The organism is Microbacterium sp. JZ70 (assembly GCF_053903225.1).
Map to the genome: position 1 here is coordinate 2,313,718 of NZ_CP096405.1, position 26,617 is coordinate 2,340,334.

General features: G+C 70.8%; 31 protein-coding genes and 1 riboswitch. Of the genes, 17 read left to right on the top strand and 14 right to left on the bottom strand.

Annotated elements, in window-relative coordinates; translation table 11 throughout:
• The first annotated feature begins 22 nt into the window (after positions 1–22).
• From polA to M1D46_RS10595, 3 genes are read left to right on the top strand one after another with little or no spacing between them, the layout of a single operon-like run.
• A complete protein-coding gene (polA, locus tag M1D46_RS10585) occupies positions 23–2,653 on the top strand; it encodes a DNA polymerase I (RefSeq protein WP_456285496.1) in 2,631 nt (876 codons plus the stop codon).
• Between the two features lie 16 nt (positions 2,654–2,669).
• Positions 2,670–4,343, top strand: coding sequence for a DUF885 domain-containing protein (locus tag M1D46_RS10590; protein WP_456285497.1), 1,674 nt, complete (start codon positions 2,670–2,672; stop codon positions 4,341–4,343).
• A gap of 54 nt (positions 4,344–4,397) precedes the next feature.
• Positions 4,398–5,432, top strand: a complete 1,035-nt coding sequence (locus M1D46_RS10595; RefSeq protein ID WP_456285498.1) for an LLM class flavin-dependent oxidoreductase — start codon at positions 4,398–4,400, stop codon at positions 5,430–5,432.
• 3 nt (positions 5,433–5,435) lie between these two features.
• Here the strand turns inward: M1D46_RS10595 and M1D46_RS10600 are convergent, their stop codons facing one another.
• On the bottom strand, positions 5,436–6,719 hold the full coding sequence (locus tag M1D46_RS10600) for an MFS transporter (RefSeq protein ID WP_324014881.1): 1,284 nt from the start codon (positions 6,717–6,719) through the stop codon (positions 5,436–5,438).
• A gap of 122 nt (positions 6,720–6,841) precedes the next feature.
• On the opposite strand from M1D46_RS10600, the gene M1D46_RS10605 reads away from it, so the two are divergent.
• The 4 genes from M1D46_RS10605 to M1D46_RS10620 are packed head-to-tail and all read left to right on the top strand — an operon-like array spanning position 6,842 to position 10,333.
• Positions 6,842–8,191, top strand: coding sequence for an MFS transporter (locus M1D46_RS10605; protein WP_324011312.1), 1,350 nt, complete (start codon positions 6,842–6,844; stop codon positions 8,189–8,191).
• Between the two features lie 9 nt (positions 8,192–8,200).
• Positions 8,201–8,956 (top strand): SGNH/GDSL hydrolase family protein, encoded by a 756-nt coding sequence (locus tag M1D46_RS10610; RefSeq protein WP_271171821.1) that lies wholly within the window; start codon positions 8,201–8,203, stop codon positions 8,954–8,956.
• Between the two features lie 47 nt (positions 8,957–9,003).
• Entirely contained in the window at positions 9,004–10,026 is a 1,023-nt protein-coding gene (locus M1D46_RS10615) for an LLM class flavin-dependent oxidoreductase (RefSeq protein WP_456285499.1), read from the top strand.
• Positions 10,027–10,045: 19 nt separating this feature from the next.
• A complete protein-coding gene (locus tag M1D46_RS10620) occupies positions 10,046–10,333 on the top strand; it encodes a hypothetical protein (RefSeq protein ID WP_271171823.1) in 288 nt (95 codons plus the stop codon).
• 3 nt (positions 10,334–10,336) lie between these two features.
• Here M1D46_RS10620 and M1D46_RS10625 read toward each other — a convergent pair whose 3' ends face one another.
• The 3 genes from M1D46_RS10625 to M1D46_RS10635 are packed head-to-tail and all read right to left on the bottom strand — an operon-like array spanning position 10,337 to position 11,733.
• On the bottom strand, positions 10,337–11,065 hold the full coding sequence (locus M1D46_RS10625; protein WP_456285500.1) for an SDR family NAD(P)-dependent oxidoreductase: 729 nt from the start codon (positions 11,063–11,065) through the stop codon (positions 10,337–10,339).
• A gap of 10 nt (positions 11,066–11,075) precedes the next feature.
• Positions 11,076–11,417, bottom strand: coding sequence for a DMT family transporter (locus M1D46_RS10630; RefSeq protein WP_456285501.1), 342 nt, complete (start codon positions 11,415–11,417; stop codon positions 11,076–11,078).
• A 1-nt stretch (position 11,418) separates the two neighbouring features.
• Entirely contained in the window at positions 11,419–11,733 is a 315-nt protein-coding gene (locus M1D46_RS10635; protein ID WP_456285164.1) for a DMT family transporter, read from the bottom strand.
• 10 nt (positions 11,734–11,743) lie between these two features.
• A riboswitch (guanidine-III (ykkC-III) riboswitch) is annotated at positions 11,744–11,808 on the bottom strand.
• Between the two features lie 111 nt (positions 11,809–11,919).
• On the opposite strand from M1D46_RS10635, the gene M1D46_RS10640 reads away from it, so the two are divergent.
• Both M1D46_RS10640 and M1D46_RS10645 read left to right on the top strand, forming a co-directional pair.
• On the top strand, positions 11,920–12,594 hold the full coding sequence (locus M1D46_RS10640) for a GOLPH3/VPS74 family protein (protein WP_456285502.1): 675 nt from the start codon (positions 11,920–11,922) through the stop codon (positions 12,592–12,594).
• 40 nt (positions 12,595–12,634) lie between these two features.
• Entirely contained in the window at positions 12,635–13,363 is a 729-nt protein-coding gene (locus tag M1D46_RS10645; protein WP_456287160.1) for a formylglycine-generating enzyme family protein, read from the top strand.
• 2 nt (positions 13,364–13,365) lie between these two features.
• Here the strand turns inward: M1D46_RS10645 and M1D46_RS10650 are convergent, their stop codons facing one another.
• Positions 13,366–14,277 (bottom strand): hypothetical protein, encoded by a 912-nt coding sequence (locus M1D46_RS10650; RefSeq protein WP_456285503.1) that lies wholly within the window; start codon positions 14,275–14,277, stop codon positions 13,366–13,368.
• A gap of 32 nt (positions 14,278–14,309) precedes the next feature.
• A complete protein-coding gene (locus M1D46_RS10655; protein ID WP_456285504.1) occupies positions 14,310–14,873 on the bottom strand; it encodes a dihydrofolate reductase family protein in 564 nt (187 codons plus the stop codon).
• A gap of 162 nt (positions 14,874–15,035) precedes the next feature.
• Here M1D46_RS10655 and M1D46_RS10660 point away from each other — a divergent pair, with 162 nt between their 5' ends.
• Positions 15,036–15,872 (top strand): phosphotransferase, encoded by an 837-nt coding sequence (locus M1D46_RS10660; protein ID WP_456285505.1) that lies wholly within the window; start codon positions 15,036–15,038, stop codon positions 15,870–15,872.
• Positions 15,873–15,883: 11 nt separating this feature from the next.
• Here the strand turns inward: M1D46_RS10660 and M1D46_RS10665 are convergent, their stop codons facing one another.
• Positions 15,884–16,282: a VOC family protein gene (locus M1D46_RS10665; protein ID WP_456285506.1), complete on the bottom strand. Its 399-nt coding sequence runs from the start codon at positions 16,280–16,282 to the stop codon at positions 15,884–15,886.
• A gap of 73 nt (positions 16,283–16,355) precedes the next feature.
• Here M1D46_RS10665 and M1D46_RS10670 point away from each other — a divergent pair, with 73 nt between their 5' ends.
• The gene (locus tag M1D46_RS10670; RefSeq protein WP_456285507.1) at positions 16,356–16,931 is read left to right on the top strand and encodes a TetR/AcrR family transcriptional regulator; all 576 of its coding nucleotides are present in this window, start codon (positions 16,356–16,358) and stop codon (positions 16,929–16,931) included.
• Positions 16,932–16,934: 3 nt separating this feature from the next.
• On the opposite strand, the gene M1D46_RS10675 is transcribed toward M1D46_RS10670, so the two are convergent.
• On the bottom strand, positions 16,935–17,402 hold the full coding sequence (locus M1D46_RS10675; protein ID WP_456285508.1) for an ASCH domain-containing protein: 468 nt from the start codon (positions 17,400–17,402) through the stop codon (positions 16,935–16,937).
• Between the two features lie 62 nt (positions 17,403–17,464).
• Between M1D46_RS10675 and M1D46_RS10680 the strand changes: the two genes are divergently transcribed.
• Together M1D46_RS10680 and M1D46_RS10685 are read left to right on the top strand one after the other, a co-directional pair.
• Positions 17,465–17,941: a GNAT family N-acetyltransferase gene (locus M1D46_RS10680; protein WP_456285509.1), complete on the top strand. Its 477-nt coding sequence runs from the start codon at positions 17,465–17,467 to the stop codon at positions 17,939–17,941.
• 232 nt (positions 17,942–18,173) lie between these two features.
• Entirely contained in the window at positions 18,174–18,887 is a 714-nt protein-coding gene (locus M1D46_RS10685) for a transglycosylase family protein (protein ID WP_456285510.1), read from the top strand.
• 50 nt (positions 18,888–18,937) lie between these two features.
• Here the strand turns inward: M1D46_RS10685 and M1D46_RS10690 are convergent, their stop codons facing one another.
• Complete coding sequence (locus tag M1D46_RS10690) at positions 18,938–19,693, bottom strand: phosphotransferase (protein WP_456285511.1); 756 nt, start codon at positions 19,691–19,693, stop codon at positions 18,938–18,940.
• Entirely contained in the window at positions 19,690–20,442 is a 753-nt protein-coding gene (locus M1D46_RS10695) for a class I SAM-dependent methyltransferase (RefSeq protein WP_456285512.1), read from the bottom strand. Before M1D46_RS10695 ends, M1D46_RS10690 begins: the two co-directional genes overlap by 4 nt.
• A gap of 114 nt (positions 20,443–20,556) precedes the next feature.
• Here M1D46_RS10695 and M1D46_RS10700 point away from each other — a divergent pair, with 114 nt between their 5' ends.
• Complete coding sequence (locus tag M1D46_RS10700; protein WP_455969655.1) at positions 20,557–21,222, top strand: HAD family hydrolase; 666 nt, start codon at positions 20,557–20,559, stop codon at positions 21,220–21,222.
• Positions 21,223–21,246: 24 nt separating this feature from the next.
• Here the strand turns inward: M1D46_RS10700 and M1D46_RS10705 are convergent, their stop codons facing one another.
• Positions 21,247–21,768, bottom strand: a complete 522-nt coding sequence (locus M1D46_RS10705) for an RES domain-containing protein (RefSeq protein WP_456285513.1) — start codon at positions 21,766–21,768, stop codon at positions 21,247–21,249.
• Positions 21,769–21,828: 60 nt separating this feature from the next.
• Here M1D46_RS10705 and M1D46_RS10710 point away from each other — a divergent pair, with 60 nt between their 5' ends.
• The 3 genes from M1D46_RS10710 to M1D46_RS10720 are packed head-to-tail and all read left to right on the top strand — an operon-like array spanning position 21,829 to position 23,702.
• Positions 21,829–22,062, top strand: coding sequence for a PLDc N-terminal domain-containing protein (locus M1D46_RS10710; RefSeq protein WP_456285514.1), 234 nt, complete (start codon positions 21,829–21,831; stop codon positions 22,060–22,062).
• Positions 22,063–22,078: 16 nt separating this feature from the next.
• Positions 22,079–22,588 carry a GNAT family N-acetyltransferase gene (locus M1D46_RS10715; protein ID WP_421075523.1) on the top strand — a complete coding sequence of 170 codons (510 nt, stop codon included), beginning with the start codon at positions 22,079–22,081 and terminating at the stop codon, positions 22,586–22,588.
• A gap of 31 nt (positions 22,589–22,619) precedes the next feature.
• A complete protein-coding gene (locus M1D46_RS10720; RefSeq protein ID WP_456285515.1) occupies positions 22,620–23,702 on the top strand; it encodes a DNA polymerase IV in 1,083 nt (360 codons plus the stop codon).
• Positions 23,703–23,754: 52 nt separating this feature from the next.
• On the opposite strand, the gene M1D46_RS10725 is transcribed toward M1D46_RS10720, so the two are convergent.
• The 3 genes from M1D46_RS10725 to M1D46_RS10735 all read right to left on the bottom strand — a co-directional run bounded on the left by M1D46_RS10725 (position 23,755) and on the right by M1D46_RS10735 (position 26,610).
• Complete coding sequence (locus tag M1D46_RS10725) at positions 23,755–25,344, bottom strand: DUF222 domain-containing protein (RefSeq protein ID WP_456285516.1); 1,590 nt, start codon at positions 25,342–25,344, stop codon at positions 23,755–23,757.
• A gap of 128 nt (positions 25,345–25,472) precedes the next feature.
• Positions 25,473–26,090 carry a dihydrofolate reductase family protein gene (locus tag M1D46_RS10730; RefSeq protein ID WP_456285178.1) on the bottom strand — a complete coding sequence of 206 codons (618 nt, stop codon included), beginning with the start codon at positions 26,088–26,090 and terminating at the stop codon, positions 25,473–25,475.
• A gap of 13 nt (positions 26,091–26,103) precedes the next feature.
• Complete coding sequence (locus M1D46_RS10735; RefSeq protein ID WP_456285517.1) at positions 26,104–26,610, bottom strand: HIT family protein; 507 nt, start codon at positions 26,608–26,610, stop codon at positions 26,104–26,106.
• Positions 26,611–26,617: the final 7 nt, after the last annotated feature.

Genomic DNA, 26,617 nt, shown 5'->3' on the forward strand with positions numbered 1-26,617 from the left:
CACCCCTCGTTACGCTGGACGGGTGACGGACTCCACGAAGCCTACTCTGCTCGTCGTCGACGGCCATTCGCTCGCCTTTCGGGCGTTCTTCGCCCTCCCGGTCGAGAACTTCTCCACATCCGACGGTCAGCACACGAACGCCATCCACGGCTTCCTGTCGATGTTCATCAACCTCCTGCGCGACGAGGATCCGACCCACGTCGCGGTCGCCTTCGACGTGTCCCGCGAATCGTTCCGCACGCGGGAGTACGCGGAGTACAAGGGCACGCGCGCCGACACGCCCGCCGAGTTCAAGGGCCAGATCCCGCTCCTGCAGGAGTGCCTGCGGGCCATGAACGTGACCGTCCTCGAGAAGCCCGACTACGAGGCGGACGACATCCTCGCGACGCTCGCGACGCGCGGCGCCGAGGCGGGCTGGAACGTGCTCGTCTGCTCGGGAGACCGCGACACCATCCAGCTCGTGAACGACGACATCACCCTGCTGTACCCCTCGGTGCAGGGCGTGTCGAAGCTCAAGCGGTACGACCCCGCGGCGGTCGTCGAGAAGTACGGCCTGCCGCCAGAGATGTACCCCGACATCGCGGCGCTCGTCGGCGAGACGAGCGACAACCTGCCCGGCGTGCCCAAGGTGGGCGAGAAGACGGCCGTCAAGTGGCTCACGCAGTTCGGCTCGCTCGACGCGCTGCTCGAGGGAGCCGACTCGATCAAGGGCGTCGTCGGCGGCAATCTGCGCGAGCACATCGAGGACGTGCGCCGCAACCGGCGCCTCAACCGCCTGCTGCGCGACGTCGAGCTGCCCGTCGAGCTCGACGACCTGAAGCGCGACGGCATCGACGCGCAGGCCCTGCGCGACGTGTTCGCGCGGCTCGAGTTCCGCGCGCTCATGAGCCGCGTGCTGCAGGTCGCGGGCGCCCCGGCCGACGGCGTCGAGGCGGAGCCCGCTGTCGAGGTGCCCGCGCCGACCGAGATCCCCGCGGCCGAGCTCGCCGCGTGGGTCGACGCGGCGGCCGACGGCGAGGTCGGCGTCACGCTCGTGATCGCGGGCGGCCTTCCCGTGCACGTGGGCCTCGCGACGGAGGCCTCGATCGTCGAGGCCGAGTGGAGCGACGAGGTGCGCGACGCGCTCGCGCCATGGCTCGCGTCCGACGCGCCGAAGGTGCTCGCCGATGCGAAGCCGCAGGTCAAGGCGCTGCGGCGCGCGGGGCTCGACGTGGCGGGGCTGGCCTTCGACGTGCTGCTGGGCGGATGGCTCCTGAGGCCGAGCTTCCCCGACAAGACGCTCGCGAACCTCGTCGACACGTACCTGCAGGAGAAGCTGCCGGAAGCCGACCCCTCGCAGCTCGTGCCCGAGAACGAGGGGGCGACGCCCGGCCAGCGCTCGTGGTTCACTGTGCGCGTGGCGCAGGCGCTGCGGGCGGCGCTGCCCGAGTCGGTCGTCCCCGTGCTCACCGACATCGAGCTGCCGACCCTCCTCGCCCTCGCCGACATGGAGCTCGCGGGGGTGGCTGTCTCGCACGAGAAGCTGTCGGCGTTCTCGAGCGAGCTGGGCGCCCGCGCGCAGCAGCTCGCGCAGGACGCCTACGCCACGATCGGGCACGAGGTGAATCTCGGGTCGCCCAAGCAGCTGCAGGAGGTGCTGTTCGTCGAGCTCGACCTGCCGAAGACCCGCAAGACGAAGACGGGGTACACGACCGACGCCGGCGCGCTCGCGGAGCTGCAGGAGAAGGCCGACCACCCGTTCCTCGGCCTCCTGCTCGCGCACCGCGAGGCGACCAAGCTCAAGCAGATCATCGACGGACTCGACCTCGCGATCGGCGACGACCACCGCGTCCACACGACCTACGTGCAGACCGGGTCGCAGACCGGCCGCCTGTCGAGCACCGACCCGAACCTGCAGAACATCCCGGTGCGCACCGAGGAGTCGCGCCGCATCCGCTCGGCCTTCGAGGTCGGCGAGGGCTTCGACACGCTGCTGACGGCCGACTACTCGCAGATCGAGATGCGCATCATGGCGCACCTCTCGGGCGACCCCGGTCTCATCGAGGCGTTCAACGCGGGGGAGGACCTGCACCGGTTCGTCGGCGCGCGCGTCTTCGGCGTCGCCCCCGAGGAGGTCACGAGCGAGATGCGCACGAAGGTCAAGGCAATGTCGTACGGCCTCGTGTACGGCCTCTCGGCATTCGGCCTGTCCAAGCAGCTGCGCATCGAGCAGTCCGAGGCGAAGACCCTCATGCTCGAGTACTTCGCCCGGTTCGGCGCGGTCCGCGACTACCTCCGCTCGTCGGTCGAGAAGGCCCGGGTCGACGGCTACACCGAGACGATCTTCGGCCGTCGTCGCCCGTTCCCCGACCTGACGAGCCCGAACCGCGTGCTGCGGGAGAACGCCGAGCGCGCCGCGCTCAACGCCCCCATCCAGGGCTCCGCTGCCGACATCATGAAGATCGCGCTCTTCCGCGTGCACCAGGACCTCCTCGGTCTCCGCTCGCGGCTGCTCCTGCAGATCCACGATGAGATCGTCGTCGAGGTCGCGCCGGGCGAGCGCGACGAGGTCGAGCGCATCGTGCGCGAGCGGATGGCGGGAGCCGCCGAGCTCACCGTCCCGCTCGACGTGCAGATCGGCCTCGGCGCCGACTGGAACCAGGCAGCTCACTGACATGCAGGAGAACGCCATGACGCCCGACGCGCGCCCGCAGACCGAGATCGACCGCATCGCGGAGGGCTGGGTCGACACGCTCGTCGAGCTGTCGCCCATCCTCGCGACGTACATCGGGCGCGACGAGGCGAACGACCGCTACGACGACTTCGGCCCCGAGGGCGTGGAGCGTCACGCCGAAGCGGCTCGCTCGGCCCTCGCAGCTCTCGAAGCCGCCGAGCCCGTCGACGACGTCGACCGGGTCACCCGGGCAGACCTCTCGAGCGAGCTCCGACTGGGCCTCGAGCTGCACGAGGCGCGGTGGCACCTGCGCGACCTCAATGTCATCGCGAGCGCGCCCCAGGACATCCGCCAGGTCTACGACCTCATGCCGACCGGCACGGCCGAGGAGTGGGCCGTCATCGCGCGGCGCCTGGGCGCCGTGCCCGCGGCTGTCGACGGGTACATCGCGACGCTGCGCGAGGGCATCGCGCAGGGCGTGGTGCCGGCCGTGCGGCAGGTGCGCGAGGTGGCAGCGCAGATCCCGCGCTACACGGCCGCCGACGGGTTCTTCGCGGGCCTCGCATCCGACGCGACGGCCGACGGCGCCGAGCTGCCGGGCGCGCTCGCGTCCGACCTGGAGCGGGGCTCGCGTGCCGCACGCGAGGCCTACGATCGCCTCGAGCGGTTCCTGACCGCGGAGCTCGCCGGAGCGGCCGGCGAGGACGACGCCGTGGGGCGCGAGCTCTACGCCCTCAACTCGCGCCGCTTCCTGGGCGCGACGATCGACCTCGACGAGACGTACGAGTGGGGCATCGAGGAGCTCGCCCGCATGGTCGCTGAGCAGGAGTCGATCGCGCGCGAGATCGTGCCGGGAGCGAGCGTCGCGGAGGCCGTCGCATTCCTCGAGGCCGATCCGTCGCGGAAGCTCGTGGGGACCGAGGCGCTGCGGGCGTGGATGCAGGAGACGAGCGATCGCGCGGTCGCGGAGCTGGGCCGCTCGCACTTCGACATCCCCGAGCCCGTCCGACGGCTGGAGTGCATGATCGCCCCCACGCAGGAGGGCGGCATCTACTACACGGGCCCGACGGACGACTTCTCGCGGCCCGGGCGCATGTGGTGGTCCGTGCCGGAGGGCGTCACCGAGTTCGACACGTGGCGCGAGCTGACGACCGTGTACCACGAGGGTGTCCCGGGGCATCACCTGCAGATCGGGCAGGCCGTGCACAACCGCGCCGAGCTCAACAGCTGGCGGCGACTGCTGGCCGGCACCTCGGGCCACGCGGAGGGGTGGGCGCTGTACGCCGAGCGGCTCATGGAGCAGCTGGGCTACCTCGACGATCCGGCTGACCGCCTGGGGATGCTCGATGGCCAGCGCATGCGCGCGGCGCGGGTCGTGCTCGACATCGGCGTGCACCTCGGCAAGCCGCGTCCCGACGGCGAGGGCACGTGGGACGCCGATTTCGCGCTCGGGTTCCTGCGCGAGAACGTCAACATGTCCGACGAGTTCGTGCGGTTCGAGGTGAACCGGTACCTCGGCTGGCCCGGCCAGGCGCCCGCGTACAAGGTCGGCCAGCGCATCTGGGAGCAGGTGCGCGACGCCTACGCCACACAGCGCGGCGACGCGTTCTCGATCAAGGAGTTCCACCGGCGCGCGCTCGACATGGGCGGCGTGGGCCTCGACACGCTCAAGACCGCGCTGCTCGCCTGAGGGAATGCGGCCGCGGTCCGCGCGGTTCATGCGGATGAATAGAGAGGATCCGACATGGACATCGAACTCGGGCTCGACACCTTCGGCGACGTCACGCGCGGCGCCGACGGCGAGCTGATCTCCCACGCCCAGACCATCCGCAACGTCGTCGCGCAGGCGCAGCTCGCCGACGAGGTCGGGCTGCACTTCTTCGGCGTGGGCGAGCACCATCGGCGCGACTTCGCGGTCTCGAGTCCTGAGACGGTCCTCGCCGCGATCGCGGCGACCACGACCCGGATCCGGATCGGCAGCGCCGTCACGGTGCTCTCGAGCGACGACCCGGTCCGGGTGTTCGAGCGGTTCGCGACGCTGGACGCGCTCTCGAACGGCCGGGCGGAGGTCGTCGCGGGTCGTGGCTCGTTCGTCGAGTCGTTCCCGCTGTTCGGCTACGACCTGCGCGACTACGAGGCGCTCTTCGAGGAGAAGCTCGACCTCCTCGTCCGGCTGCTGCGCGAGGAGCCGGTCACCTGGACCGGCACGATGCGCCCCGCGCTCGAGAGCGCGGACGTCTTCCCCAAGACCGAGCACGGCATGCCGCTGTGGGTCGGCGTGGGCGGGTCGCCCGAGTCGGTCGTGCGGGCGGCCCGGCACGGCGCGCGGCTCATGCTCGCCATCATCGGCGGTGCGCCGCGCCGGTTCGCGCCGTTCGTCGACCTCTACCGCCGTTCGCTCGCGTCGTTCGAGAAGCCCGACCTGCCCGTCGCCGTGCACTCCCCGGGGCATGTCGCGGAGACCGACGAGCAGGCGTGGGAGGAGGCGTACCCGGGCTTCCAGGCGATGCACGACACGATCGGCGCCGAGCGCGGGTGGCCGCCGTACAGCCGCATGCGGTTCCAGCACGAGGTCGGGCCCGAAGGCGCCGTGTACGCGGGGTCGCCGGAGACCGTCGCCCGCAAGATCGCCGACACCGTGCGCGCGCTGGGCGTGCAGCGCTTCGACCTGAAGTACGCCACCGGCACGATGCCTCACGAGCTCATGATGAAGAGCATCGAGCTCTACGGCACCCGCGTGCTCCCGCGCGTGCGCGAGCTGCTGGCCGAGGCGGGCTGACCCTCAGCGCTCCCCGCGCGGCTTGTCGAGGCCCATCCGGATCCGCGTGCGCTTGCGCTCGCGGATGATGAACGCCGCGCCCACGAGCCAGATCGGGATCTGCGTGAGGAACGCGATCCGGAACGCCTCGAGCGAGTAGGCCGAGGGGTCGCTCGCGCCCTGCAGGTCGAGGGCGACGCCGATGAACAGGATCGCGAGGAGGCCGGCGAGGAAGCCTCCGACGTTCGTGATGCCCGTCGCGGTGCTCAGCTGGTGCGAGGGGTTGAAGGTCCGCGCGTGGTCGAACGCGATCATCGACGCCGGGCCGCCGAGCGCGAGCGCGACGGCGAGCAGGAGGAGCACCGCGAACGGGGCGGGTCCGGGCCACGCGAGCACGGCGATCCATGCGATGAGCTGGATGGCGACGATCGGCAGGACGAGGAGGTGCGAGCGGCGCGTGGGGTTGCGCGAGGACAGGATGCCGATGAGCGGCCCGAACACGATGCCCATGAGCACGAAGACGCTCTGCACCGTCGACGCCTGAGCGGCCGAGAGCCCCTCGCCCGAGGTGAGGAACGGGAAGCCCCACAGCATGACGAACGCCGTGCCCGCGAACGGGGTCGTGAAGTGCGACCAGAAGGCCAGGCGCGTGCCCGGGTTCGCCCAGGCGGCGCGGAGGCCGACGCGCGTGTCGATCGCGCTCGTGACGACCCGGATCGCGCCCGTCTCGGTGTCCACGGACACATCGGCCTCGCGCTCGGGCGGGTGGTTCCGCACGAGCGCCACGATGAGGATCGTGAAGAGCACGGCGAGGCCGGCGAGGCTCCCGAACGCGATCGACCACGACGTGGCATGCAGGAGCGCGGCGAGGGGGAGGATGGCCACGAGCTGGCCCATCTGCCCGACGATGCCCGTGAGCTGCACCATGATCGGGTTGCGCTGGGCGGGGAACCACGTCGCGACGAGACGGAGCGCGCTCGGGAAGATCGCGGCGTCTCCGGCCCCCAGCAGCATGCGCGCGAAGATCGCGACGCCCACGTTGGGGGAGACCGCCATGATGAGCTGACCGGCCGCCATCACGGCCATCCCGATCGCCATGATCGGGCGCGCGCCGAAACGGTCGAGCCAGAGGCCGATCGGGATCTGCATGAGGCCGTACACGCCGAGCTGCAGCACCGCGAACATCGACAGCGTCGACGCGTCGGCGCTGAAGTGCTCGGCGGCATCGACGCCGACGGCGGACAGCGAGGTGCGGTTCGCGACCGAGAGCACATACGCGAGGACCGCGACGATCCAGATCGTCCACATCCACGCGGCTGACGGGGGCGCGATGCGGGCTCTCACATGTCCTCCGGGTGTTGGGGAAGTCGTCCTCTCAGGCTACTCCTGGCCGCGCGCGCTTCATGTCGAGGTGACACTAACCTGGAGGCATGGCGAACCCCTCTGCGCGTCTGGATGACCTCCCGTTCAACCGGCAGCATGCGCGGCTCCTCACGGGATCCGGCATCGGGTGGGCGCTCGACGCGATGGACGTCGGCCTCATCTCGTTCATCATCGCCGCGCTCACGGCGCAGTGGGGGATCACGGGCGCGGAGGCGGGGCTCATCACCTCGGTCGGCTTCGTCGGCATGGCCGTGGGCGCGAGTCTCGGGGGCCTGCTCGCCGACAAGCTGGGGCGCCGCCAGGTCTTCGCGCTCACCCTGCTCGTCTACGGCGTCGCGACCGGGGCCAGCGCGCTCGTCGGCGGCGTCGCGATGCTCATCGTGCTGCGGTTCTTCGTGGGGCTCGGACTCGGGTCCGAGCTGCCCGTCGCGTCGACGTACGTCGCCGAGTTCGCGCCCGCGCGCATCCGGGGGCGCCTCGTGGTCGTGCTCGAGGCGTTCTGGGCCGTCGGCTGGACGCTCGCGGCGCTCATCGGGACGTTCGTCGTCGGGGCCTCCGACGACGGATGGCGGTGGGCGTTCCTGCTCGGCGCCGTCCCGGCGGCGTACGCGCTCGTCATCCGCTGGGGGATGCCGGAGTCCCCGCGCTGGCTCGAGTCGAAGGGGCGGCACGCCGAGGCTGATGCGATCGTGCGGCGCTTCGAGGCCGCGTCGCGGCGGCCGGCACCGAGCGCTGCTCCCGCACCGAAGCCGACCCCGTACGCCGCGGCCCCGCTTCAGGGGGCATCGGCCGTCGGCGCGCTGTGGTCGCCCGCGCTCCGCGTGCGCACGAGCGCGATCTGGCTCGTGTGGTTCTGCGTGAACTTCTCCTACTACGGGGCGTTCATCTGGATCCCGACGATCCTCGTGCAGCAGGGGTACGACCTCGTCCGCTCGTTCGAGTTCACGCTGCTCATCACCCTCGCGCAGCTGCCCGGCTACGCGGTCGCCGCCTGGCTCATCGAGGTCTGGGGGCGCCGCATCACGCTCTCGACGTTCCTCGTCGGATCCGCGGTCGCGGCCATCCTCTACGGCACGTCGGGCGAGCTGTGGCAGATCCTCCTCTACGGCTCGCTGCTGTCGTTCTTCAACCTCGGCGCGTGGGGTGCGCTCTACGCGGTGACCCCCGAGCTCTACCCGACGAGCGTGCGGGCGACGGGCGCGGGCTGGGCGGCCGGCGCCGGGCGGATCGCATCCATCATCGCCCCGCTGTTCACTCCGTGGGCGCTGACCGTCGGCGGCGCGGGCCTCGTGTTCACGGTGTTCTCGGCGTTCTTCGCGATCGCGGCGCTCGGGACCATCCCGCTCGCCGACAAGCGCGGGGAGGTGCTCGAGGCCACGCTCGCGGACGCTCGATAGCCTGGGGGGATGACGATCCGCTACGTCGCCATCGGCGACTCGTTCACAGAGGGCGTGGGAGACGAGCTGCCGGATGGCCGCCCGCGCGGGTGGGCCGACATCGCCGCCCAGGGATGGGCCGACAGCCTCGGCGAGCCGATCGAGTACGCGAACCTGGCCATCCGCGGGCGGCTCGCCTGGCCGATCGTCGAGGAGCAGCTCGAGCCGGCGCTCGCCCTGCGCCCCACGCACCTGTCGTTCAACGGGGGCGGCAACGACATGCTGCGCCCGGGCGTCGCGATCGAGAGCATCGCGGACGCCTTCTCGCGCGTGCTCGCGCGCTGCGACGAGGAGGGCGTGCGCCTCATCCTGCTGTCGGGGGCGAATCCGTCGGCCGGGCTGCCGCTGTCGGGCCTTATCCAGCGACGCGGCGACGAGCTGTCGGCGGCGGTGCTCCGCCGGATCGAGGGGCGGGGCGACGTCATCCAGGCACTCAACTGGCCCGATCGCGTGCTGTCGCGGCCCGAGTTCTGGTCTGCCGACCGGCTGCACATGAACGTGCGCGGGCATCACCGTGTCGCGGCGCGCGTCCTCACGGCGCTCGGCGCGGACGCGCCCGAGACCTGGTGGGATCTCCCACACGAGGGCGTCGTGCACCTCGAGCGCACGCGGTACTACCGCGAGCACGTTCTCCCGTGGGTGAAGCGCCGCTTGACGCGCCGCTCGTCGGGAGACGGACGTCAGGCGAAGTACGCGAGCTGGACGACGATCGCCCCCGCGACCTGACCTATTCAATGGAATAAAACGCGCAGCACCCGTGGTTGCATGGTGACGTGAAGCGCATCGGATTCCTCTCCTTCGGCCATTGGACGCCGCACCCCGAGTCGGCGACGCGCAGCGCGGCCGACGTGCTGCTGCAGTCCATCGAGCTCGCACAGGCGGCCGAGGACCTCGGCGCCGACGGCGCGTACTTCCGCGTCCACCACTTCGCGCGGCAGCTCGCGTCGCCCTTCCCGCTGCTCGCCGCCGCGGGCGCGAAGACGAGCCGCATCGAGCTCGGCACGGGCGTGATCGACATGCGGTACGAGAACCCGATGTACATGGTCGAGGACGCCGGAGCCGCCGACCTGATCTCGGGCGGCCGACTGCAGCTCGGCATCTCGCGCGGGTCACCCGAGCAGGTGGTCGACGGATGGCGCTACTTCGGCTACCAGGCGGCCGAGGACGATCCGTCGGGGGCGCAGGCCGCCCGCCAGAAGACCGAGCTCCTGCTCACGCTGCTCGAGGGCCAGGGCTTCGCCGAGCCGAACCCGCGCCCGATGTTCCCGAACCCGCCGGGGCTGCTCCGGCTCGAGCCGCACTCGGAGGGACTCCGGCAGCGGATCTGGTGGGGTGCGGGCTCGAATGCGACGGCGGTGTGGGCGGCCCAGCACGGCATGAACCTCATGAGCTCGACGCTCAAGGACGACGAGAGCGGCGAGCCCTTCCACGTGCAGCAGGCCGCGCAGATCCGGGCGTTCCGCGAGGAATGGGCGCGTCACGATCACGGGTTCGAGCCGCGCGTCTCGGTCTCACGGTCGATCTTCGCGATCGTCGACGACCGAGATCGCCGCTACTTCCTGGGCAGCGGCGAGCGCGACGACCAGTTCGGCTACATCGACAGCACGCGCTCGGTCTTCGGGCGCTCGTATGCGGGCGAGCCCGACGAGCTGATCGAGGAGCTCGCGGGGGATGAGGCGATCGCCGAGGCCGACACGCTGCTCCTGACGGTGCCCAACCAGCTCGGCGTCGAGTACAACGCGCACGCGATCGAGTCGATCCTCCGTCACGTCGCTCCGGGCCTCGGCTGGCGCTGAGCGGCCGTAGTCTCGGATCATGACGAGTCCCGAGGTCAATGCGCTCGCCTTCAACGTGTCGATCCCCGAGCATCTGCGCTGGCGCGACGAACGGCGCGGCGAGGAGTTCGAGCTGCAGAGCATCACGGTGCGGCTGCTGCCGGACGGGTCGCTCGCCGCGAAGGCGTACGGTCGGCCCACGGCCGGCGGCCGCGGGGCGTACGTGTCCTTCGCGGTCCGGCGCGACGCCGAGATCGACGCGCTCATCGATGCCGCGGCCGGCGAGGCGGCACGCCTCTGGGCCGGGCATCGCGGGCTCGACGGCTGAGAATCAGCGCCCGCCGGTGACGCGGATGGTCGCGCCGGCCGCGTAGGACGCGTCGGGGGAGAGGGCGAAGGCGACGACTCCGGCGACCTCCTCGGGTCGGCCGGCGCGCCCCAGGGGATGCGCGGCCGCGACGCGCGCCGGGCGCCCGGGGTCGCCCGCATCGGCGTGGATGTCGGTCTCGATCGTTCCGGGCGCAACGCCGATGACGCGGATCCCTCGCGCGGCGGCCTCGATCGCGAGACCCTTCGTGAGGGCGTCGACTCCTGCCTTCGCGGCGGCGTAGTGGACGTACTCGCCGGGCGAGCCGGTCGTCGCCGCCCCGGATGAGATGTTCACGAGGACGCCGCCGTCGGGCAGCTGGGACACGGCGCGGCGCGCGACGAGGATCGCCGCGGTGAGGTTGAGGTCGATGACCGTCCGGATGACGTCGACCGGGGCGTCGACGAGAGGGCCGATGTGGAGCGTCGCGCCCGCGTTGTTGACGACGCCGGTGAGGCGCGCGGGATCGGCGGCCGCGAACAGCGTCTCGATGCCGGTGTCGGTGGTCACGTCGGCCCGCACCACGCGGCACTGCGCGCCGAGATCCTCCATCTCGGCGCGCGTGCGCGCAGCGGCGCCCTCGTCCCGCGTGAAGCCGAGGACGAGATCGTGGCCGTCGGATGCGAGGCGTCGCGCGACCGCGGCGCCGATCCCGCGCGTGCCTCCGGTGATCAGGGTGAGAGGGCGTGACACGCCTCTCACGTTAGTCGTCGGCGGGTTCGGGACGGCCATCCGGGACGAGCTTGAGGCCCACGACCGCGAGGATGATGCCGGCGAGGAAGACGACCTTCCACAGCGACACCGGCTCGACCCCGGTGGCCATGGCCCACACGACGGTGAGCGCCGCCCCGATGCCGGTCCAGACCGCGTAGGCGGTGCCGATCGGGATGCGCTTCACGGCCCAGCCGAGGCCGACCATGCTGAGGACGGCGGCGAGGGCGAAGACGAGTGTCGGGAGCGGCTGCGTGAAGCCCTCGGAGAGGCCGAGCGCCGTCGCCCACACGGCCTCGAGGAGGCCGCTCGCGATGAGGATGAGCCACGCCATGTCAGCTCACCGCCTTGAGGCCCGCGATGCAGGCCACGAGCAGCACGAGCAGGGCGATGCGCGCGGCACTCGCCTTCTCCTGCTTCGTCACGATCGCCCAGACGACCGTCAGCGTCGCGCCCACGCCGACCCAGACCGCGTACGCGGTGCCGGTGGGCAGCTCGTTCATCGCCCACGCGAGGCCGCAGAGGCTGAGCAGCATGGTCGCGAAGAACAGCAGGGTGGGCTTCCATCTCCGGAAGCCCTTCGATGCGGCGAGCGCCGAGGCCCATACGGCCTCCAGGACGCCCGAGAGGATGAGGATGACCCAAGCCATTCTCGGCCCTTCTGAGTCCGTCTTGTCGTGGTGCGGGTACGGCTCCCTCGTCCGCGGGCCGGGTGCCGGCCCCGCGAACGAGGATATCGACGGGGTCCGAGCATCCGCTGGGCAGCGGATGCTCCGCGGGGGCAGATCCGTCGGAAGAGGGATGTCCGCCGACAGGGCGCGACGTAGCGTCGGAGCATGCTGATCGTCGAGGAACTCCACCTGCTGCTCACGAACGCCGCCGGCACCCAGGAGCGCCCGGGCACGATGCGCGCCTACGGAGAGGCGGCCGCGCTCATCACGGATCTCGTGCTCGCGGGGCGGGTGAGCCTCACGGACGAGAAGAAGCCTCGGATCCGCGTGCTCTCGGACGCGCCCACCGGCCATCCCGTGCTCGACGAGGCCATGATCCGCCTGCGGGCGAAGGACGGCGCGCGGCTGGAGTCGGTCATCACCTGGTCGAAGCTCGATCCCGAGCGGGAGGTGGTCGCGTCTCTCGTGCAGGCCGGGGTGCTCGAGGTCGGCGAGCGCACCTTCTGGGGGCTCGGCAAGCCGCGCACGCCGGAACGGGACGGCGCGCCAGAGGCGAGCCTGCGGGCGCGGCTCGCGGCCGTCCTCGACGGCGCGGCGGACCCCGGGGTCGCGGACACGACCATCCTCGCCATCCTCCAGGGGCTCGACGTGGCCCGGCACGTGCTCGCCGACGAGGCGGGTGGGCGGCGCCCGCGGGCGCTCAAGGCGCGCATCGGGGAGATCGTGGAGTCGTCGCCGGCGGGCACGGCAGTCGAGCGGGCGGTGCAGGCGATGAACGCGGCGATCATGACGGCGGCGATCATGCCCGCGATGATCGCCGGGGCGAGCGCCGCGAGCTGAACGCGGCGACAATGGGGGAGTGAGCTCCGTCGACTTCGAGATGGCGTCGATCGCGCCCGGCACCGTCTCCCTGCACGATGCGCGCCGGAAGGAGCGCCGCACGGTCGCGCTCCAGCGGTTCGGGATCGGGGTCTATCCCGTGACCGAGGAGCAGCTCGCCGAGCTCCTCGGCGAGACGGCGACGCATCCGCGACGGCCTGCCGTGGATGTGAGCTGGCAGCGCGCCGTCCGCTTCTGCAACGCGGCATCCGAGTGGGAGGGTCTCGACCCCGTCTACACATTCGACGGTGAAGAGGTGCACTGGGACGTCGGCGCCGACGGCTATCGCCTGCCGACGGAGGCCGAGTGGGAGTTCGCGTGCCGTGCCGGCTCGAAGGGCCCGCACTACGGCGAGCTCTCGGACGTCGCGTGGACCGCCGCGGACGGGGTGACCGCCCCGCAGGAGGTCGGCGGCAAGATGCCGAACCTGAACGGGCTGTTCGACACGCTCGGCAACGTCTGGGAGTGGTGCTGGGACCTGCTCGACCCCGCGCGGTACGACGACTGCCGCGTGTTCCGCGGCGGCGGATTCGCCGACGACGCGTGGAGCGTGCGCGCCTCGGTGCGGCGCGGCGGCGCCCCGCGCATGCACCACGAGGATGTGGGCTTCCGCCTGGCACGCGGCGCGTACGACGGCGAGGACGCTGCCCAGGGATGGTCGGCCGCGGCGGACCGCGAACGGGCCCTCGTGGATGGGCCCCTCCCATCCGGCTGGACGCCGCGTCGCTGACGTCAGGCGGGGACGAGGGCGGAGCTCACGATGACCAGCCCCTCGCCGTGGCGATCGTCGAGCTCCTCCTGGAGGCTGCCGTCGTCGTGGACGACGGTGATGCCGACCGTGCCCGCGATCCCGTCGACACCACCGCCGAGAACGCCGGGGCCGTCGATGATCTCCTGGAGGAGTGCCACGAGCTCGGCCTCCGTGCGCTCGGCACGCGTGACGCACAGCATCCCGCCCCACAGGGCTCGGATGGACGCCTCTGCGGCAGCCGGATCGCCCGCGATGGCGACGTTGAGGATCGTATGACGCGGGTCGCTCAACTGCGCCTCGACTGCGGGGTCCAGGGGATCCGCGCCCGCTGCCGGATTCCGGGACATATCCACCCAGGTCGCCGCGTACCCCTCGACCGTGGAAGCGTGCGCGGTGGCGGCGTGGAAGTCGTCGAGAGAGACGCGCGACTCGTCGACGACCCGCCATCCGCCATCCGGCTCCGCGCACGGTGTCCCGATGGGCTCGTCCGAGGGGGAATCCGGCGGCTGGGGAATCTCCGCGGCCGGGACGACCTCGACCGGCGTGAACTGCCCGGCATCGGCGTCGTACGAGCCGGTGACGGCGAAGTCGCCCCACCGCACGCCGCCCTGCTCCTCGTATTCACCGTCGAGCGCGCTCCAGTCCCACTCGACCAGCGGCACACCCGCGCACTGCGGGGGCAGCGACTCGGCGACGCCGTCGAGGCAGAGGTGGGCTCCGTCGCCGCGATCGATGACCGTGACCGCACCGCGCGTCGTCAGCAGCCCGGAAGGTCGGGTCGCCGTCGGCGTCTCCGAGGTCACCGGATCGGTGGGCGCGGTGGCGCATCCGGCGAACAGCACCGCGCTGGTGGCGACGACAGCGACCGCGAGTCGTCGAGCGAAGGTGGTCATACTCGGGAGTGTCCCACACTGACGTGTCCGTCTCAGGGCCGCTGCTCTCGGTCCTCCTGGAGGGGACCGACGAAGCGATGGCGCGCCATGATGAAGCCGCCGTTGCGGGCGACGTCGAGCAGTTCGAGGTCGTATCGGCGGGGAAGGAGCGGCCGCCCCGCGCCGAGGGTCACCGGAGCGATCGACGGGATGATCTCGTCGAGCAGACCCTCGTCGGCGAACTGCCCGACGAGATCGCCGCCGCCGACGACCCACAGGTCCTTCCCTTCCGCGGCGTCGACCATCTCCTCGTAGACCGCGCGGACGCCGCCGGAGCGGAACCGGATGTCGGCGGCGTCGACCTCGGGCAGCGCGAGCGTGCGCGAGGTCATCACCCACGCGGGCATCGTGTAGAGCCATTGCCCGGGGTGGTGCCGCACGACCCACTCGTAGGTCGTCGAGCCCATGACGATCGCGCCGATCCCCTCGATGAAGGCGTCGTAGTCGTTGGCCCCGCCCTTGTCGAGCGGCTGCCGGAGCAGCCAGTCCAGCGAGTCGTCCGGATCCGCGAGGAATCCGTCGAGCGTGGTCGCTGTGTAGTAGACGAGCTTGGTCATGTGTCCTCCCGGCGTCGATGTCAGGCCATCCTGCCGCCCACCTCCGACATCGGCCGGGCGCTCAGCATCGGCTACGGTCGGGGCATGACCTCGCGAATCGCCTGGGAGAGACTTCCGGCGTCACTGCGCCGGGCGATCGAGGAGGCTGCAGGCGCCTCGGTCGTGGCCGCGTCGAGCCAGGCCTCGGGTTTCTCGCCTGGGAGTGCGGACAGAGTGCTCCTCGCCGATGGGCGGCGACAGTTCGTCAAGGCGATCGATCGCGACGTGAACGCCGTCGGTCATGCGCTGCACGCCCGTGAGGCGGAGATCATGCGAATGCTGCCGCCTGCGACGCCCGTGCCCCGCCTTTCGGCTGCGGTCGAGGACGGCGGATGGATCGCGCTCCTGCTCGAGGATGTCGAGGGAGTTCACCCGAGGTCAGAGGATCTCCATCGCGTTCTCGGCGCCCTTGTCGATCTTCCGGAGCCTTCGGCCCAGCTCGCAGGCGACCTGCCGAGGACCTCGAGCGAGCTCGTGGCTGAACAGGGCGGATGGGATCGTCTGATCGACGCCGACGCGCTCGAGGGCATAGACGCCTGGACCCGGGCACACCTGGATGAGCTTCAGGGAGCGTCGGCGCGCCTGTCCGCCGCCGTCGATGGAGTGCAGATCGTGCACCTGGACCTGCGCACCGACAACGTGCTCATCGACGGCGCAGGTGGCGTGTGGATCGTGGACTGGCCCTGGGCCACCATCGGTGCGGGATGGCTCGATGGCGTCACCTACCTGCTCGACGTGCTGATGCACCGTCACGATGTCGATGTCGACGGGGTCGTGCGCTCCCACCCGCTGTTCGCCGACGTCGCTCCGGATGACATCGACGCGGTGCTCGCAGGTCTCGCCGGGGCGTTCCTCGACAAGGCGCGTCAGCCGGCACCGCCAGGCATGCCGACGATCCGCTCGTTTCAGGCGCGGGAAGCGCGCGCCGCGCTCGCCTGGCTTGCGCGTCGTTGGAGTTGACGGCACAGCGCTCAGACCGCGTACGCGTGTGCGAACTCCGGTGAGGGCTCGATCGGCTGGATGACGTCGATGAGCACGCCGTCCGGACCCTCGAGGATGGCGTGCCGTTGGCCGAACGCCTCGTCGCGCAGGGGGAGCACCACGCGGACGTCGGACGGCATCCCGGCCATCACGGCGTCGACATCCGTGACCTCGAGGTTCAGGATCACGCCCGCGGGAGGACGACCGAAGCCACGCGGGATCGTCTCATGCGCGTGATCGAGGATCGCAAGCTCTGCGTCCCCGCGGCGGAGGCTGACGTACCAGTCGGATTCGAACGTCGCCTCGAAGCCGAGGATGCGCCGGTAGAACGCGATCGTCGTCGCGACGTCGGTGGTCATCAGCACGGGATAGAAGCTCGTCACGGTCATGATGGTCCTTTACGTACAGTGTGTATGTATTGTGCGGCTAGGATACATACGCCACGTACGTAAAGGAAGGGCCATGCCGAGATCATCCGCCGCAGACGCGGCCGCCACCGCCCGGCGGATCCTCGCCGTCGCGACCCGGGCCTTCGCGACGCACGGGTTCGCCGACGCGTCCGTGGACGACATCGCCCGCTCCGCCGACGTGACGCGCGGCGCGGTCTACCACCACTTCGCCTCGAAGCGCGGGCTGTTCGACGCGGCCGCGGCGCGGCTGCAGGAGGACGTCGCGGCTGCCGTCATCACGGCGGCCGAAGCCGCGGGGGAGGACCCCCGCGCCCAGCTCGTCGCCGGCAGTCACGCCTTCGTCGACGCGATCACCGAGGGTGAGGCTGCGCGGGTGCTCCTCGTCGAGGCGCCGGCCGCGATGGGATGGAGCCAGTGGCGCGCGCAGGACGACGCGGCATCGGGTGTGCACCTTCTCGACGCCCTGCGTGCCTGCGGGCTGCGCGGCCAGGAGGCCCAGGCGCTGGCGCGCCAGCTCTCCGGTGCGATGAACGAGGCGGCGCTGTGGATCGTGGAGCAGGGCGGTGGCGCCGCGATCCGACGGCAGGCCCACCTCGCACTCGAGCGCCTGCTCGCGGCCGTCGTGTGAGGCTCAGTCGTCGGCGGCGAACACGAGCTCGAAGCGCTCGCACAGCACCGGCATGTCGGGCGAGAAGGGGCGGCCGCTCTCTCCGTGCTCGGACCAGAATGTCTCGTGGATCGCGCGCCATGCGGCGAGGGTGCGGTCGCCCTCGCCCTCGGCGTGCGCGTGCTCCGCGTCCACCTCGTCGAAGGGCACGATGCGCACGCTCGTGGTCCGGATGACCGCGCGCGGTGCCCCGGAGCCGTCCAGGATGACACTGAGGTCGCCCGCCTGCGGCAGGCGGTCTCCGGTCGCCTCGTAGTCCCAGAGCGCGGAGGCGGTGCCCGTCTTCACGCCGGCCAGCACGAGAGCGAGCAGGCCGTCGGCATGCTCCGGCGTCGCGCCGAACGCCCAGCTCTCGGTGGGAGCAGCGGGGAGATCCGCGACCGCCCCTCTCGCCCGCTCCCAGAACTCCTCGACGGTCGGCGCTGCGCTCATCCTCCGACCCTATCCGCCGTCGGCGCGCCATCCTTCCGCGCCCGCGCGATAGCGTGACCGGCATGGGCGAACTCGACCTGGACATCCGTGAGATCCGCGAAGAGGACGCGGGAGAGGTGATGACCCTGCAGCGCGCGGCATTCGTCTCGGAGGCGCAGATCTACGGAAGCGCGGACATGCCGCCGCTCACCCAGACCCTCGACGAGGTGCGCTGGGAGCTGCGGGAGAATCTCGGCTGCGTCGCGCTGGACGGCGGGCGGATGGTCGGGGCGCTCCGCGCGCGGATCGACGGCGAGCTCCTGCTCATCGGACGGATCGCGATCGCGCCCGACATGCAGGGACATGGGATCGGGGCGCGGCTGCTCGACGCCGTCGAAGCCAGGGGAGCGTCCGCCGGCGCTCGTGAAGCGGAGCTCTTCACGGGCTCGCTGAGCGAGGCGAACATCCGGCTCTACGAGCGGCAGGGATACCGCGAGACGGAGCGGATCGACGAGGGCGACGGGACGGCCCAGGTCTTCCTCCGAAAGCGGCTGGGCTGACCGGGACGGAGGAGGGTCGCGACTCGAACGGAACTCAAGAACCCGCTGGCAAGACGCTGGATCGGTTTGTTATCTGTTCGTGATCTCTGCCTAAGGTGGCCACCTTGAACCGCGAAGGATGGCCGTCGAGTCCGCCCCGAGAGTCCTTCGTTCCCTGAAATCGACAGATTCACCGGTCGGGCGGTCGCTGCACGCGAGGTGCGCGCAGCGAGACGGGGCCGCGGAGTTCAGAGTGCACCCGAACAGGAATACCCGACCCGTCACCCGCACGACCCGACGCCTGCGGGGTGGCTTCGCTGTCGCGGGAGTCGCCGCTGCGGCAGCGGCGGCGACGTTCATCCCGACGGCCGCGAATGCGGCCGACGGCGCCACGTGGGACGCCCTCGCGCAGTGCGAGTCCGGCGGCAACTGGGCGATCGACACCGGCAACGGATACTACGGCGGCCTGCAGTTCTCGATGGAGACGTGGCAGGCGAACGGCGGCACGGGCAACCCGGCCGCTGCGTCGCGCGAGGAGCAGATCCGGGTCGCCGAGAACGTGCTCGCAACGCAGGGCTGGGGCGCCTGGCCCACCTGCTCGGCGCAGATCGGCGCGACCGGCGGCGCCGACGCGAGCGGCTCGGAGCAGTCGGCGCCCGCGGCACCGGCCGAGAACACCGCGCCGGCGGAGAACTCTGCACCAGCGGAGGAGTCCGCCCCCGCCGAGACTGCTGCGCCGGCGGAGGAGCCGGCAGCGGCCGCTCCCGCCGAGCCGACGTACGATCTGCCGGACGTCGAGCCGTCGGACGAGACCTACACGGTTCAGGCCGGCGACACGCTCTTCGAGATCGCGGAGGCGAACGGCATCGAGAGCGGCTGGCTCGGCATCTTCGCGGTCAACCAGGACATCCTCTCGAACCCGGACCTCATCGAGGTCGACCAGGAGCTCGTGCTGCCTGCGCAGTGAGGTGACCTATCGGAGGCGCGCGGCCCGATGGCCGCGCGCCTCCGGCGTGCTCAGACGGCGAGCGCGCGCGTCCAGATGTCCACGTGCTCCTCGACGAAGGACGTCACGGTTCGCCAATGCCGGCCGTGGCCCTCGACATGCATCGTCGCCCACGGCTCGCGCCCATCCGCGTGCGCCTCGGCGAGGAGGCGGTGCATGGCCGCAGCGCGAGCGGCCATCGCCTGGGGCAGCGCGTCGCGCAGATCGGCGTCGGCGCCGTACCCGTCGACGAAGGCGCGGAGGCAGGCGGCCGCCTCGAGCGGCGGCTGCGCGGCGTCGTTGAGCGTGAAGGCCTGAGCCGAGTACGCGAGGTCCCACAGGCGCGTGCTCGGACCCGCGCCGTCCCAGTCGATGAAGACCCATCGCTCGCCGATGACGAGATTCCAGGGAGCGAGGTCGTTGTGGCAGAGGAGATCCGCGTCCGCTGCCGGGATGAGCACTTCCCAGTCGTGCGTGCCATCCATCGGGATGGTCGCGCTCGCGTCGTGGATCTCGCGAACCATGCGACCGACTCGAGCCAGCTCGGAGAGCGTGAGCGGATCGCCTTCGAGCGCGGTCGTGCCTCCGATGTACTCCAGGACCATCCGCCCCCGGTCGTCGTGCGGGAGCGGCCGGGGCGCGTCGACACCCTGCGCGCGGAGCGCGGAGAGGAACGTCGCGATGCGTGCGGAGTTCCGCGTCCAGGGCTTGCGCACCGTGTCTCCGACGCGGACGACGTCGCCGGTTGCGTTGCCGCCCGTGAGCGGCACCTCCGTGCACTCTGTCATGCGATCCCGGTGTCGTGCCGGTAGACGTACACCTCGGTGCCCTGGTGCAGGTCGAGGTCCGTTCGACCGCGCGTGTCCGGGTCGTGGTCGAGGATCTCCTCGAGGCGGGAGAGCATGTCGGCGCGCGTGTCCTCATCGGCCGCGCGTGCCGTGCTGACCGTCATCCATCGGGCGAGGTAGTCGTCACGCGTGATGCGCTCACTCCACGGGATCCAGGCGGACGTCACGGGGCGGAAACCGGGGAGGGGCGACATCGCGGGCGGGAGGGTCCGCTCGGAGATCTGGTCGGACCATCCTGGATGCAGCACTCGGGCGCAGGCGCGATCCCATGCGCACTCGGGGTCGTAGGTGTTCCACAGGAGGGCCAGCGCACCGCCCGGCCGGAGGACGCGCGCGATCTCGGCGCACGCGAGCGACTCATCGAACCAGTGGAACGCCTGTGCGACCGTCACGAGGTCCTGACTCCGATCGGGCGCGGGGATGTCCTCGGCGGTGCCGACGCGGACGTCGACGGCAGGCAGGATCATGCGCAGCTGGTCGAGCATCGGCTCCGAGGGGTCGACGGCGACGACGCGATCGGCCAGCGGGACGAGCTTGCGGGTGAGCTTTCCTGTCCCCGCGCCCAGGTCGAGGATGTCGCCGAGACGCTCCGAGGCGAACACGGCGACCGCGTCGTCCGGGAACCCGGGGCGATAGCGCTCGTATTCGGCGCCCATGTCGAGGAAAGTGCGTGCGAGCTCCGGCTGCATGCTCCTCATGCTAGGTGCGGATGCACGGCGCGGGGAGTGTGCCGCATAGGCTCGGGGCGTGAGCGACGGGCGAGACGAGCGGGTGGGACACGCGCTCGAGGGGCTGATGCCGCGATGACCTTGCGCGGCGTGATCTTCGACCTCGACGGCACGCTCCTCGACACGCGGTCGGCGCAGGACGCGGCCGCACGCGCCTGGGCGACGGAGCAGGGGCATACCGCCGCGGACGTGTCGGAGCGGTGGCATCTCATCGCCGAGCGCCATTACCGGCGGTACCAGCTGCGTGAGATCGGGTTCGAGGATCAGCGGCGCGAGCGCGTCCGGGAGTTCCTCGGGATGGAGCTGACCGATGCCGAGGCGTCCGAGCTGTTCTCGACCTACCTCGAGCGGTATGAAGCGGGCTGGCAGCGGTACGCGGACGCCCTTCCCGCTCTGCAGAGAGCGCGTGCGGCCTCATTGCGGATCGTCGTGCTGTCGAACGGCCAGGCGGCCCAGCAGATGCGGAAGCTCGAGCGGTTCGGGCTCGCGGAGGCCATCGATGCGGCCGTGTTCAGCAGCGAGCTTCCGGCCGGCAAGCCTGACCCACGGGCGTTCCATGCGGCGCTCGGGGCGATCGACGTCGACGCTCGTGACGCGTGGATGGTGGGGGACAACTGGGACGCCGACGTCTGCGGGGCACGAGGCGCGGGGGTGTTCCCGGTGTACCTCGATCGTGAGAACTCGCGGCCGACGACCGAGTGCCGGAGGGTGACGAGTCTCGCCGAGCTCGAGTTCTCCTGAGGCAGGACGGGCGTCAGGCAGCCTTCACGAGCGCGAAGCGCCTCGGCCATCGAAGCCGTCCTCCGCACCGAGGGGCTGAACAGACGGGCCGTCTGGCACATTCCAGCGGAAGAGAACCAGGTGCCAGAGAGGCGGCCGCTTTCGTGAAGGGTCGATGAGTCCCTGCGCTCCGGCGGATACGAGGCGGTCTCGAACGTGCCACGACGGCGGCGTCTCGCCGACTTCGACCTTCTCCTGCCATGGGGCTGTCGCGTCAGACGGATCGATGCCGAGTGATTCCATCGCAGAGGTGTTGCGGAGATCGGCGATGCGGGAAGCGGTGACCTCCACGGCCACGATGTCGAGTTGTGCAGCCCGCGCGCCACGGTGCGCGATCATGGCGGCCTCGACGCCTTCGCGGGTAGCGCTGAGGTAGAGCGTCGGCTGGTGGGATCGTGAGTAGCGACCGGGAGCGCGAGAGCCGGCCAGCGCGGCAGCCCGGAATCGGCGGTCGATCGCGCGGTAGAAGATGCCGCGTACGTCAATGAGAACGCTCGTCTCGCCCATCCCCTGATGATCCCATCGGCCGGTACTGGTACGGCTGCGCCCATTGCTACGCTCGGCCAGGTGGATCCACAACTGAACCCGCTGATCCCGGCCTGGACCGACATCGCGTGGTCCTCATGCGTCGCGGCCGCCGTGGTTCTGGCCATCCTCGCTCTGGTGTCGATCGCGCGGATGCGGCGACGAGCCCCTGGCTACGGGGATCTTCTGTGGGGTGCGCTCGTCGTCATCGTGCCCGTGTTCGGAGCCATCGCGTGGTACGTCGTGGGACGACGACGGCACATGCTTCAGCGGTGACTGCCATGATGACGCCATGGAGATGCTGATCCGGCGTCCGCTGCCTGCCGACGCTCCCGCGCTCGCGCGACTGCATGTGCTCACGTGGCGCGAGACGTACGGGCATCTGCTTCCAAGCGACTTCTTCGGTGACGCGCACCTGGAGATGCGTCAGACGATGTGGGAGCGCATCCTCGCGAACCCGCGACCCGAATGGACGGTGCTCACCGCCGCGTTGGGGGATGAGCTCGTCGGCTTCGTCTCCGCCGGCCCGGGCAGCGAGAGCGGGACCGACTCCTCTTCACGCCAGCTGTACACGCTCTACGTGCGCTCTCGATGGCACGGAGCAGGGATCGGGCAGGCGCTCTTCGACGCCGCGGTCGGCCACGATGCGTGTGTTCTGTGGGTGGCGAAGGAGAACCCGCGAGCCATCGCGTTCTACCGCAAGAACGGGTTCGAGTTCGATGGCCAGGAACAGGCCGATGATGCCGTTCCTGGGATCGTCGAGGCGCGGATGCGCCGCGCGTCGCGGGACGCAACGGGGTGACATCCTCGTCGCGGCGCGACACACTCGTTCCATGACTCCGGTTCCCTGGGTGCTGCACGTCGACATGGACCAGTTCATCGCCGCGGTCGAGGTGCTGCGACGTCCGGAGCTCGCCGGAAAGCCGGTCATCGTCGGCGGGCGGGGCGACCCGACTGAGCGGGCCGTCGTCTCGACGGCCTCGTACGAGGCAAGGAAGTTCGGGATCGGGTCGGGGATGCCGCTCAAGATCGCGGCGCGAAAGGCGCCCGAGGACGCCGTCTTCCTCCCCGTCGACCACGCTGCCTATGAAGCGGCGTCGGAGGAGGTGATGAGCACCCTTCGCGGCCTTCCGGGAGTGGTGCTCGAGGTGATCGGATGGGACGAGTGCTTCCTCGGGGTCACGAGCGATGACCCCGAGAGGGTCGCTCGAGAGGCGCAGGCTGCGGTGCTCGAGGCGACATCGCTGCACTGCTCGGTAGGTATCGGCGACAACAAGGTGCGCGCGAAGATCGCAACGGAGTTCGGGAAACCGCGCGGGATGTTCCGCCTCACGGCCGAGAACTGGTTCGAGGTGATGGGGGAGAAGCCCACCCGGGACCTCTGGGGCGTCGGACCGAAGGTGCAGAAGCGCCTCGCCGATCACGGCATCGAGACGGTGCGTCAGCTCGCCGATGCGGATCGTCAGGAACTCGTGACGGAGTTCGGCCCGAAGATGGGCGTCTGGTATCACGAGCTCGGGTCGGGGCTCGGTCCAGCGGTGGTCGATGACACGCCCTGGATCGCGCGCAGCCACAGCCGGGAGACGACGTATCAGCACAACCTGACGACGCCGGACGAGGTGGAGTCGGCGTTGCGCGAGCTCGCGGCCGAGGCGTTCGCCGACTGCGAGGCCGAAGGGCGCGCCGTGACCCGTGTGAACCTGAAGGTGCGCTACGCGCCATTCATCACGAAGACGTTCGGCCGGAAGCTGGCAGAGCCGACGCTGGATCGCGACGTCGTCGTCGCCGCGGCGGTTGCGCTCGGTGAGACGCTGGACCACGAGCGCGAGGTGCGCCTTCTCGGCGTGCGCGCTGAGATGGTCATGCCCGAGGGAGGCGACCCCGTCGAGCGGACTCCCGTCCGCGGTCGCATCTGACCCGTCCCGGCACACACGAACCTGCCCCTGAAGTCGGCGTCTCGGCCCGCGGTCAGAAGGGTGGTGGTTCGTCGTCGGGTGGGGTGAAGCGGGCGACGGGTGGTGGGGTGTCGGTGTAGACGTGCCCGTTGGGGGAGGTCCATTCGAGCACGCCGCCTTCTGTCTGGGTGACGGTCCATTCGGTCATCTGCTCGAGCATGTGATGCGTTTCACACAAGTACTCGAGGTTCGCCACGTTCGTGGGGCCGCCCCGGGAGTGGGGATGGGTGTGGTCGACGTCGACGTAGTGCTTCCGGATGGCCTGCCGGCACCCGGGGAACCGGCACCGCTCATCTCGCGCCTTCAGGAACCGCCGCTGCGCGGTGGTGGGGAATCTCTGGTCGACGGTGAGGAGGACCCCGGTGTGCGCGTCGGTGAAGGCGCGGTTCCAGATGGTGGCGTCGGCGGCGATCTGCTTGGCGTCGATGATCGGGATGGGTCCTGCCCCGGCGAGGGTGGCGCCCTCGGTCCGGTTCGTGGGGTCGGCGAGCGCCGTGGCGGGGATGGTGATGTGCACGCTCCCGCGAATCGCCCCGAGCCCGACGGGCTTCATGGCCGGCTTCCGTGCGGGCCCTGCGGCGGGGCCGAATGCTGAACCCGCGGCCGTGCTCTCGTTCACCCCGTCGGCTGTGTCCGTGTCCGTGTCGCTCAGCGCGCCGAGTCCGACATCCCCGCCCTTCGCATCGGCCGCGCCGCCCGTGCCGTCCGCGGTGGCGCCGAGTCCGACGTCGCCGGTCTTCGCGTCCGCCTCGCCCGCACGGTCGCCCTCGGGCGTCTGGGGGAAGGTGGCGCCGTAGAGGTGGTCGTGGCCGGTGGGGGTGCCGGTGAGGGTGAGGTCGGTGAAGATGTCCGCCCGGATCTCATCCAAGGTGCGGTCATCCGCGAGCGCGGCCGGGTCGCCGGCGCGGCGGGCGGCGGCGCGGGCGGTGATGACGGTCTTGGCCATCTGGTCGATGCGGTCCATCATCCCGAGCCCGAGCACGTTCGCGACCTCCGCATCGAACGCGCCCATCGCGTCCTCCCCGGGACGGAACCCCACCCGCCGCCTCCGCCTGGCGGCCTTGTGGCGGTCGCTGATCGAGACCGGGTCCAGTTCCTGCGCGATCTTCCGCGCCACCTCCGCCAACGCCGCCGCGGTCATCGGCACCCGGTCCAGCCGCTCCAGCACCCGCACCTCATACGTCGCCCGCAGGGCAGGGTCATCGAGCCGGTCCCCGCACAGCACGATCGTGCGCGCGTGCGGGAGCGACACCGTCCCCGCCGCGAGCCGGTCCCGCACGACCGGGAACCGGGACACCAGGTTCGTCGCGTCGTTCATCTGCCGCTCCACCGACCGGCCCGGGGTGTGCGTGGCCGCGGCGATCTCCTCCGCGATCGCCCGATGCGCCCACGCCCGCGACGAGCCCCCGGCCGCGACCTGCCGCTCATGCTGCGCCCACGCCACCTGCGACGCCGACGCCAACGCCATCTGACGCGCCGCCTGCGCATGCGCGATCACCCTGTCCGCCGCCCGGATCGCCTCGATCGCCGACTCCACCGCCGCACGCTCCGAAGCCGTCGGGCACGGACCATCCCCTTCACCCCACACAGCCCCATCGCTCATGACACCAGTGTCCCGCCCACCACGGACATTCGAAGACCCCTACGATCCCGACGGCCACAGAAAAGGTCACAGAACAATAACGACTCTGCCTTGGTGTGACCGAGCGCAAGCGCTGGGGGAGGGGAGCGTCAGCGTGTCCGGCGATAGCGCTCGTAGATCACGCGGGAGTCGAACGTGCGCGTCTCGATGAGGTCGAGGGGGAGCGGTTGGGCGAGCGGGGGAAGGAACGGCGGACCACCGCCGACGATGATGGGGTACCGGAAGATCCTGATCTCGTCGATCAGGTCGAGTTCGAAGGCATGAGCGGCGAGATCCGCCCCGCCGATCTCCACGTCCTTGGGTGTGGATTCGGTGACCGCCGCGACCTCCTCGGCCAAGGTGCCCTCAGCGAGTCGGGCGTTCCCTTCGACGCCCTCGAGCGTGTGGCTGAACACGACCTTCGGAAGGGCGGTCCAGACGTCGGCGAAGGCGTTCGCATCAGGAGAGTCGCGGAACGACGGATCGGTCTCCCAGACCCGCATCGTCTCGTACAGGCGACGTCCGAGGAGTGTGGCGCCGAGTTCGCTGACCCGATCGAGGTGGAATCGGAACAGGTCATCGCTCGGCACCGACCAGTCGAACGATCCGAAGCGGTCGGCGATGAACCCATCGACCGACACGCCCATCGAGTAGATCAGCATGCTTGAAGGGTTCCATGGCGCCGAGGAGTGGGCAAGAGCCATTCGCACTTGTCGATGTGCGGCCATCCGCTCGTCATGATCACCGACCCGGCCGCTCGTCGAATCGCACGGGGAGCGACAGGGCCCCGCGCAGGGTGGCCGCATAGGCAGCGCGTGCGTCGTCGCCGACCCAAGATGAATCTCGGTGGCGGAGGTACAGCTCGTCGCCGGCATAGCGGGGGAAGACGTGAACATGCAGATGCCACACGTCCTGGTCGCCGGCGGGTTCGTTGTGCTGCCGGATCGAGGTGCCCTCGGCGCCGTAGGCGAATCGGATCGCGGTCGCCACCTGCTGGGTGAGATCCCACACGGCGCGGCCATCCTCTGGCGCGAGCGCGTAGATGCTCTCGACGTGTGCACGCGGCATCACGAGCGCAGAGCCCGCGTTGCCCGGCCACCACTTGGGCGCAATGCGCGCATAGGCCCGCTCGGTCACCGCGACGATGTCGGAGGACCGATTGTGCTCGTCCTCGATGCCCCGCTGGAGACGACAGAACGGGCACGCGTAGCCGCCGGGCGCGTGGGACGGGGCAGGATGTCCGTTCATGCGCCGG

What these genes read in the sequence shown, in the direction of transcription:
- M1D46_RS10695 (WP_456285512.1), bottom strand. Translation starts at nt 20,442, where the DNA reads ATGCAGCCGGAGCTCGCACGCACTTTCCTCGACATGGGCGCCGAATAC.
- M1D46_RS10655 (WP_456285504.1), bottom strand. Translation starts at nt 14,873, where the DNA reads ATGACCAAGCTCGTCTACTACACAGCGACCACGCTCGACGGATTCCTC.
- M1D46_RS10735 (WP_456285517.1), bottom strand. Translation starts at nt 26,610, where the DNA reads ATGAACGGACATCCTGCCCCGTCCCACGCGCCCGGCGGCTACGCGTGC.
- M1D46_RS10700 (WP_455969655.1), top strand. Translation starts at nt 20,557, where the DNA reads ATGACCTTGCGCGGCGTGATCTTCGACCTCGACGGCACGCTCCTCGAC.
- M1D46_RS10635 (WP_456285164.1), bottom strand. Translation starts at nt 11,733, where the DNA reads ATGGCTTGGGTCATCCTCATCCTCTCGGGCGTCCTGGAGGCCGTATGG.
- M1D46_RS10670 (WP_456285507.1), top strand. Translation starts at nt 16,356, where the DNA reads ATGCCGAGATCATCCGCCGCAGACGCGGCCGCCACCGCCCGGCGGATC.
- M1D46_RS10705 (WP_456285513.1), bottom strand. Translation starts at nt 21,768, where the DNA reads ATGGGCGAGACGAGCGTTCTCATTGACGTACGCGGCATCTTCTACCGC.
- M1D46_RS10605 (WP_324011312.1), top strand. Translation starts at nt 6,842, where the DNA reads ATGGCGAACCCCTCTGCGCGTCTGGATGACCTCCCGTTCAACCGGCAG.
- M1D46_RS10630 (WP_456285501.1), bottom strand. Translation starts at nt 11,417, where the DNA reads ATGGCGTGGCTCATCCTCATCGCGAGCGGCCTCCTCGAGGCCGTGTGG.
- M1D46_RS10640 (WP_456285502.1), top strand. Translation starts at nt 11,920, where the DNA reads ATGCTGATCGTCGAGGAACTCCACCTGCTGCTCACGAACGCCGCCGGC.
- M1D46_RS10720 (WP_456285515.1), top strand. Translation starts at nt 22,620, where the DNA reads ATGACTCCGGTTCCCTGGGTGCTGCACGTCGACATGGACCAGTTCATC.
- M1D46_RS10715 (WP_421075523.1), top strand. Translation starts at nt 22,079, where the DNA reads ATGGAGATGCTGATCCGGCGTCCGCTGCCTGCCGACGCTCCCGCGCTC.
- M1D46_RS10600 (WP_324014881.1), bottom strand. Translation starts at nt 6,719, where the DNA reads ATGTGGACGATCTGGATCGTCGCGGTCCTCGCGTATGTGCTCTCGGTC.
- M1D46_RS10675 (WP_456285508.1), bottom strand. Translation starts at nt 17,402, where the DNA reads ATGAGCGCAGCGCCGACCGTCGAGGAGTTCTGGGAGCGGGCGAGAGGG.
- M1D46_RS10690 (WP_456285511.1), bottom strand. Translation starts at nt 19,693, where the DNA reads ATGACAGAGTGCACGGAGGTGCCGCTCACGGGCGGCAACGCAACCGGC.
- M1D46_RS10665 (WP_456285506.1), bottom strand. Translation starts at nt 16,282, where the DNA reads ATGACCGTGACGAGCTTCTATCCCGTGCTGATGACCACCGACGTCGCG.
- M1D46_RS10595 (WP_456285498.1), top strand. Translation starts at nt 4,398, where the DNA reads ATGGACATCGAACTCGGGCTCGACACCTTCGGCGACGTCACGCGCGGC.
- M1D46_RS10620 (WP_271171823.1), top strand. Translation starts at nt 10,046, where the DNA reads ATGACGAGTCCCGAGGTCAATGCGCTCGCCTTCAACGTGTCGATCCCC.
- M1D46_RS10645 (WP_456287160.1), top strand. Translation starts at nt 12,635, where the DNA reads ATGGCGTCGATCGCGCCCGGCACCGTCTCCCTGCACGATGCGCGCCGG.
- M1D46_RS10730 (WP_456285178.1), bottom strand. Translation starts at nt 26,090, where the DNA reads ATGGCCGCACATCGACAAGTGCGAATGGCTCTTGCCCACTCCTCGGCG.
- M1D46_RS10680 (WP_456285509.1), top strand. Translation starts at nt 17,465, where the DNA reads ATGGGCGAACTCGACCTGGACATCCGTGAGATCCGCGAAGAGGACGCG.
- M1D46_RS10610 (WP_271171821.1), top strand. Translation starts at nt 8,201, where the DNA reads ATGACGATCCGCTACGTCGCCATCGGCGACTCGTTCACAGAGGGCGTG.
- M1D46_RS10650 (WP_456285503.1), bottom strand. Translation starts at nt 14,277, where the DNA reads ATGACCACCTTCGCTCGACGACTCGCGGTCGCTGTCGTCGCCACCAGC.
- M1D46_RS10590 (WP_456285497.1), top strand. Translation starts at nt 2,670, where the DNA reads ATGACGCCCGACGCGCGCCCGCAGACCGAGATCGACCGCATCGCGGAG.
- M1D46_RS10725 (WP_456285516.1), bottom strand. Translation starts at nt 25,344, where the DNA reads ATGAGCGATGGGGCTGTGTGGGGTGAAGGGGATGGTCCGTGCCCGACG.